At 59.7% G+C, this 5,585-nt stretch carries 4 protein-coding genes; 3 read left to right on the top strand and 1 reads right to left on the bottom strand.

Annotated features, from left to right (window positions below):
* The first annotated feature begins 372 nt into the window (after positions 1-372).
* The 3 genes from dcm to EPA64_RS16065 are packed head-to-tail and all read left to right on the top strand — an operon-like array spanning position 373 to position 3,329.
* The gene (dcm, locus tag EPA64_RS16075) at positions 373-1,644 is read left to right on the top strand and encodes a DNA (cytosine-5-)-methyltransferase (RefSeq protein WP_134727297.1); all 1,272 of its coding nucleotides are present in this window, start codon (positions 373-375) and stop codon (positions 1,642-1,644) included.
* Between the two features lie 28 nt (positions 1,645-1,672).
* Positions 1,673-2,104 carry a very short patch repair endonuclease gene (locus EPA64_RS16070; protein WP_425467054.1) on the top strand — a complete coding sequence of 144 codons (432 nt, stop codon included), beginning with the start codon at positions 1,673-1,675 and terminating at the stop codon, positions 2,102-2,104.
* Complete coding sequence (locus EPA64_RS16065; protein WP_134727295.1) at positions 2,091-3,329, top strand: type II restriction endonuclease; 1,239 nt, start codon at positions 2,091-2,093, stop codon at positions 3,327-3,329. Before EPA64_RS16070 ends, EPA64_RS16065 begins: the two co-directional genes overlap by 14 nt.
* Positions 3,330-3,587: 258 nt before the next feature.
* Here EPA64_RS16065 and EPA64_RS16060 read toward each other — a convergent pair whose 3' ends face one another.
* A complete protein-coding gene (locus EPA64_RS16060; protein WP_134727294.1) occupies positions 3,588-5,360 on the bottom strand; it encodes a retron Ec67 family RNA-directed DNA polymerase/endonuclease in 1,773 nt (590 codons plus the stop codon).
* Between the last annotated feature and the right edge of the window lie 225 nt (positions 5,361-5,585).

The following is a 5,585-nucleotide window of genomic DNA, read 5'->3' as shown; positions in this document are numbered from 1 at the left end:
GCCACGCCTCGCGCCGCCCGGTTGACCGCGTCCCGGCCTGTCAGGACAAGCACCGGCGCAAGCCCCGCGGTCCGGGGTTGCGGGCTGTGATACTACCTGCCGGCTGTGGCGCCGTCTCATGGCCCGATCCGGCCAACGCCCGCCCGGCCGTCAGCCTTGCCGCCTGCCTTCGCGGCGATTTGCCGCCGCACCGGCCGAGTCCGGGCAAGTATCGACGCAAGCGCCGCGGCTTTGGCACCAGGTCGGGGATGCAGGTGCCGTGCGTGTCGAGTGCTCTCCCGCAACACAGTTCGCTAAAGATATTCCGTTTTTGTTCTTGTTTGTGCGTGTCGAATGCTGCAAAGATGACAAAAAATCACCCAGAGGGCCGGTATGCTTGATGAACCCCGTTCGGACTTCTCCCGTCTTCGCGAGCGGGCAGGTGTATCGGTTGAGGCTCTTGCGCCCCTAATGGGCTATTCTGTGGCAACCCTGTATCGCTGGGAGCGTGGCGAGGCTATGCCTCGGCAGGCGGCTCTCACGGTGCTGGAAGACCTCGTGCGCGGACATGGCGCCGCCAAGGTAGTAAAGCCCGCTTTTCGCTTTATCGACCTGTTCGCGGGGATCGGCGGGATTCGCCGGGGCTTTGAACCGCTTGGTGGCAAATGCGTCTTTACTTCGGAATGGGACCGTTGGGCAAAACAGACATATAGTGCGAACTTCCCCCATGACGATCATGAAATTGCCGGGGACATTACAAAAATCGAAGCGAGGGACATCCCCCAGCACGACCTGCTGCTTGCCGGTTTCCCCTGCCAGCCGTTCAGCATTGCGGGTGTTTCCAAAAAGAATGCGCTAGGCCGGGCACATGGCTTTGCGGACGAGACGCAGGGCACACTTTTCTTTGACGTGGCTCGGATTATTGCCGAGCACCGGCCGAAGGCATTCTTGCTTGAGAACGTGAAGAACCTTGTGAACCACGACAAAGGGCGCACGTTCAAGGTCATCATAGGGCGGCTGCGGGAGCTTGGCTATTTTGTTCCCTCCCCCCGCGTCATCAACGCCAAGGGTTACGTGCCGCAGCACCGCGAACGCATCCTGATCGCGGGCTTCCGGGAGGAGTGCGATTTTACCTTTGACGATCTGGACGTGCCCTCGCCGTTGAACGGACCGAAGCTCAAGACGATCCTGCACCCGGAAGACGGCACGGAAGCGGCGGAGCGGCCCTTTACCTGCCCGGATGGCCGGGTGAACCAGAAGTATGTTCTGACCGATCATCTTTGGCGCTATCTGCAAGACTACGCCGCGAAGCACCGGGCGGCGGGCAACGGCTTCGGCTTCGGGCTCGTCGGGCCGGATGACGTGGCTCGCACGCTCTCGGCCCGCTATTACAAGGATGGCTCGGAAATCCTGATTGATCGGGGCGAGGGGCAGAATCCGCGCCGCCTGACGCCGCGTGAATGCGCCCGGCTTATGGGCTTCGACAAGCCCGGCAAGGCCGCATTCAAAATCCCCGTTTCGGATACGCAGGCTTACAAACAGTTCGGAAATTCCGTCGCGGTCCCGGTGATCGAGGCTGTTGCGCGACACATGATGCCTTGGATAGCTGCCGAGGCCACCCAAAACCCCGCACACCCGCAAAGGCCCTTGCCGCTCGTTGGCTGACGTTGTGGATGCCGCAACCCGAAGCCGGATGATGGCGGGCATCCGGGGAAAGGACACGCGGCCAGAGATGATTTTGCGGCGCGGCCTGCACGCCCGCGGCTTCCGGTTCCGGCTGCACGTCCGGCGCTTGCCGGGCACACCCGATTTGGTCTTTCCCGGTCGCCGCGCGGTAATCTTCGTTCACGGCTGCTTTTGGCACGGGCACGACTGCCACATGTTCCGGCTGCCCGCCACGCGGCGAGAGTTCTGGCGCGCGAAGATCGAGGGCAACGCGGCCCGGGATGTTGCAGCAGAGGACGCGCTTGTGGCCGATGGCTGGCGGGTGCTGACGCTCTGGGAATGCGCCCTCAAAGGGCGGGAACGGCTGCCCGTGGAGGCTGTGCTTGACCGTGCGGCGGGATGGCTTGTGAATGGTCCGGCACGGGAGACGATTGCCGGAGGGGCGAATGGCGGTTTCTGATCTGACTGAATGGCTTGGCGAGTTCTGCGCTCCCGGCATCGCGCTTTGCGTCAAGCGGCTTTCTGGCAATGACACGCTCGCCAACGGCACGCATCAGGCAGGACCCTACATCCCAAAAGCGTTCCTGTTTCGCATCTTCCCGGAGATTAACCGGACGGACGTGAAGAACCCGGATCACTGGTTTGAACTGGCCGTAGATTCGCATATGGATGTGCGGCGAGCGCGCGTCATCTACTACAATTCCAAGCGTTCCGAGGGGAAGCCGAATGGCAGGGACGAAACCCGCCTGACCGGCTTCGGCGGGGGTGCCTCGGCCCTTCTGGATGCGGAGAGCACGGGCGCACTCGCGGTCTTCGCCTTCCCGCTGGACGAGAAGGGCGCGGCGATCCGCTGCCATGTCTGGGTGTCCCGCAACGAAGTCGAGGAAGACATTGCCGAGGAGCGGTTCGGGCCGATGGAGCCCGGGCGCTTCATCATGTGGTCGCCGGAGCAACCCGGGCTGTTTCCGCCCTTCGCCACGGGTCCCGCGCGGTGCTGGCTAGAACCGGCCAAAATTCCTCCCGAATGGCTGGCGCAGTTCCCGACCGGTGCGGAAATCGTGCGCAAAACGGTGGAGCTTCGGCCAGAGCACGGCACCCCGCCCGACAAGCGACTCCTGCGGCGTCGCGACTGCGAATTTGAAATTTTCCGCAGCGTAGAGGAGGCGGTGGAGCTTCCCGCGATCCGAGCGGGTTTCACGACCTTGGACGATTTCATTTCCCGGGCGCAAACGGTGCTGCAACGACGCAAGGCGCGCTCGGGCCGCTCGCTGGAACTGCACACCCGGCAAATCCTGATCGAGGAGCGGTTCCGCGAGGGAACGGACTTCCAGCACGGGCCGCAATCGGAGCCCGGCAAGCGGCCGGATTTCCTGTTTCCGTCACAGCAGGCCTACCGCGACCCGAGCTTTCCGACCGCCCGGCTTCGAATGCTCGCCACAAAAACCACGTGCCGCGACCGCTGGCGGCAGGTCATCAATGAGGCGGACCGCATTCCCGTGAAGCACCTCCTGACCTTGCAGGAGGGCGTGTCCGAGGCGCAATTCCGTGAGATGACGAACGCAAATGTGCAGCTTGTGGTGCCGGAGCCGCTGATTGCCAAGTTCCCGGCCAGCATCCGCACAGACATCGTGACGCTTGAGAGCTTCTTGGGTGATCTGCGATTGCTTTGCCTGAGTGGAAAGTGACCGGCCCAGTGCGGGCTTTTCGCGTCCGTTGCAATCCGCTACGTTAATGAAAGCCAAACGACGGGCTCCTCGCCGCTCCGACCCATCGCGCCAGCGGCCGGCCCGGCGATCAGCCTTCGCCGCGACCTGCCTGCTTGGGAAAGCGGCCACGCCTGCGCCGTAGTGATGGGCTGTCCGCCGCAACCCGATTGCGAGGTAAGCCGTCGAACGGCCGTGTGATATGGCAGCCGCAGCAACTGCGCGGAATGCGGTGCTGGACTACGGCGCGGCCGAGGTTCCAGCGGCAACCGCGGAGGTGTTCAAGGTCGTCATGGCAGAAGCCGCAGAAAGGCCTGCATAATGCTTCAAAACGTCCTCAATCCGAGTCAGCAAGTCCTCAAAGCCCGAAAAATCAACTGTTCCAGCGTTGGGGCGCACTACGGATTCTGCGAAGGCCACTTTTCCATAGTGTTTAGCGTCGCCATGATCCTTTTTAGGGTCGAAGGTCTTGCCGTTTAGCGTGGTTCCCAATAGCGCGGGCTGGAACAAATCCTCAATTTCGCGCGGAATCGCTGCTAATTTTTCCGGGACCTTTACTAGATAAAGATTATCGCCGAGATAATAGAACGGATCGGCTGTTGTCGTGCTGATTGCAACCCCGGCCTTTGTCTTCGCATTTTTAAATACAGTTTTCGGCCCATCGTCGTTGTCACATAGAATTATAACCGGGTTGGCCATTGGCTTGTGAGTGTAGTGTTTAAGGTTGCTCGTGTAGCTTGAGACCAACGAGGCCTGACCTGCCGCACCGTGACCAAGGTTTAGAATTTCACGCGACGTACCAGACGGTTTTAAGAAGTGAACTTGGCGAGTAATTTTCCCGCCCTGCTCTTTGGCGAGAAGCGGAAATTTTTTGCCGAGAGCGCGGATGGCACATTGGAGATAAGTGATGTCGGAGATGCCTTCCGTCACAATAATCGGAGCCGTGGGTGCAGCGAAGTACTTGTAAAACAGAAATTTTCGATAAAGATTTTCCGGCGCTCGCGGCGGGTTGAACTCTCCTGCCGCCTTGGCAACTTTATTAACCTTTGGTTTTCTGTCGCGCCGTGATTTGACGAAATAGATATGAGACAGTGCGCCTTCCAGTGGGTTTAGGTTATCGGTCGGATTGGCCGCATCGTCGCCCGGTTTGAAATAGCATCCGGTCCTAAAGAGCGAATGGCACATGGCCCGTGCAGCCCGGTAGTAGTCCTGATTTATATTGGCCTTGTCGTTCACAACCAGCCCGGTGACGGTCTGACGTGAGCGGCGAAAGGACATACGTGTTTTGGTTGGATTGATGGAGAAGCCGGTCTTTTCGATCGCCTTCTTGAGCTTCACTCCCACCTGCCACTCGGCACCATGCAAATTTACGGCCACCTCGGTCGGGAAGAGTTTTTCATTGGTCGAAAAAGTCAGGTCGTCAGCATAGCGGGTGTAGGTGCAGTGTGCATCGCGGGCGAGCGCAAGCAGTCGCGAATCCAAGATATTGCCGATCAAGTTGGAAATGACCGGCGAGCAAGGGCTCCCCTGAGGCAGCGCATTATCATGGCAAGCAATCTGGGCGATGATCGTCGCGACCTTTGGTTCAAGAGAAAACATCTGGTCATTGATAAAGAAACCGCGTACGCGCCCAAAATTTATGGTGCCGAAGAAATCCTCCAGATCGAGATTAAAGACAAACCGCCGCCTTTTATGCACTTCAGCGTTGGAGATGATAGTGCGCCCCTGATGGAAGCCATGAGAGGCAAACCAGAACCGGCGATTGACCTTCTGGCGCTCCTGCACGCAAGCATACAGCATTTCAGCTAGGCGGCTCTGGAGGAGCGCAAGCTGCGGCTCGGGCGCATGAATGACGCGGGTACCGCCGGACTTCTTGGGAATCTCAAAGGAGCGGTACTTTTCCGCGGCGTCTATCTTGTAGAGGACGTAGCTGACGCCTTTGGGGGTGAATCCCAGCAGCTTGGCCAGATCGGTCAGGCTCTTGGCCTTCCGTAGGTTTTCCAGTGAACTCAAATGCCTGTACTCTGGGTTAGGTGCTTACGGGCACTCTTATGCGAGCGTCGGCGATACACCGGAAAACCGGAAACACCGCAAGGGAACCTGAAGGTAAGCAGCCTGCCTACCATTGTTATCATTTGCCGCGATGCGCGGCAGGAAGTCTGCCCGTAAGCATTTGAGATTATGAATGTTCTTTGGTTCAAGCGCAAGCCCTGCGGCGGGTCGCGGGTCCGGGACTGC

Origin of the sequence: Paracoccus luteus, from assembly GCF_004522155.1 — a bacterium.
GTDB classification, from domain to species: domain Bacteria; phylum Pseudomonadota; class Alphaproteobacteria; order Rhodobacterales; family Rhodobacteraceae; genus Paracoccus; species Paracoccus luteus.
This window is presented reverse-complemented; position numbering and strand designations above follow the sequence as displayed.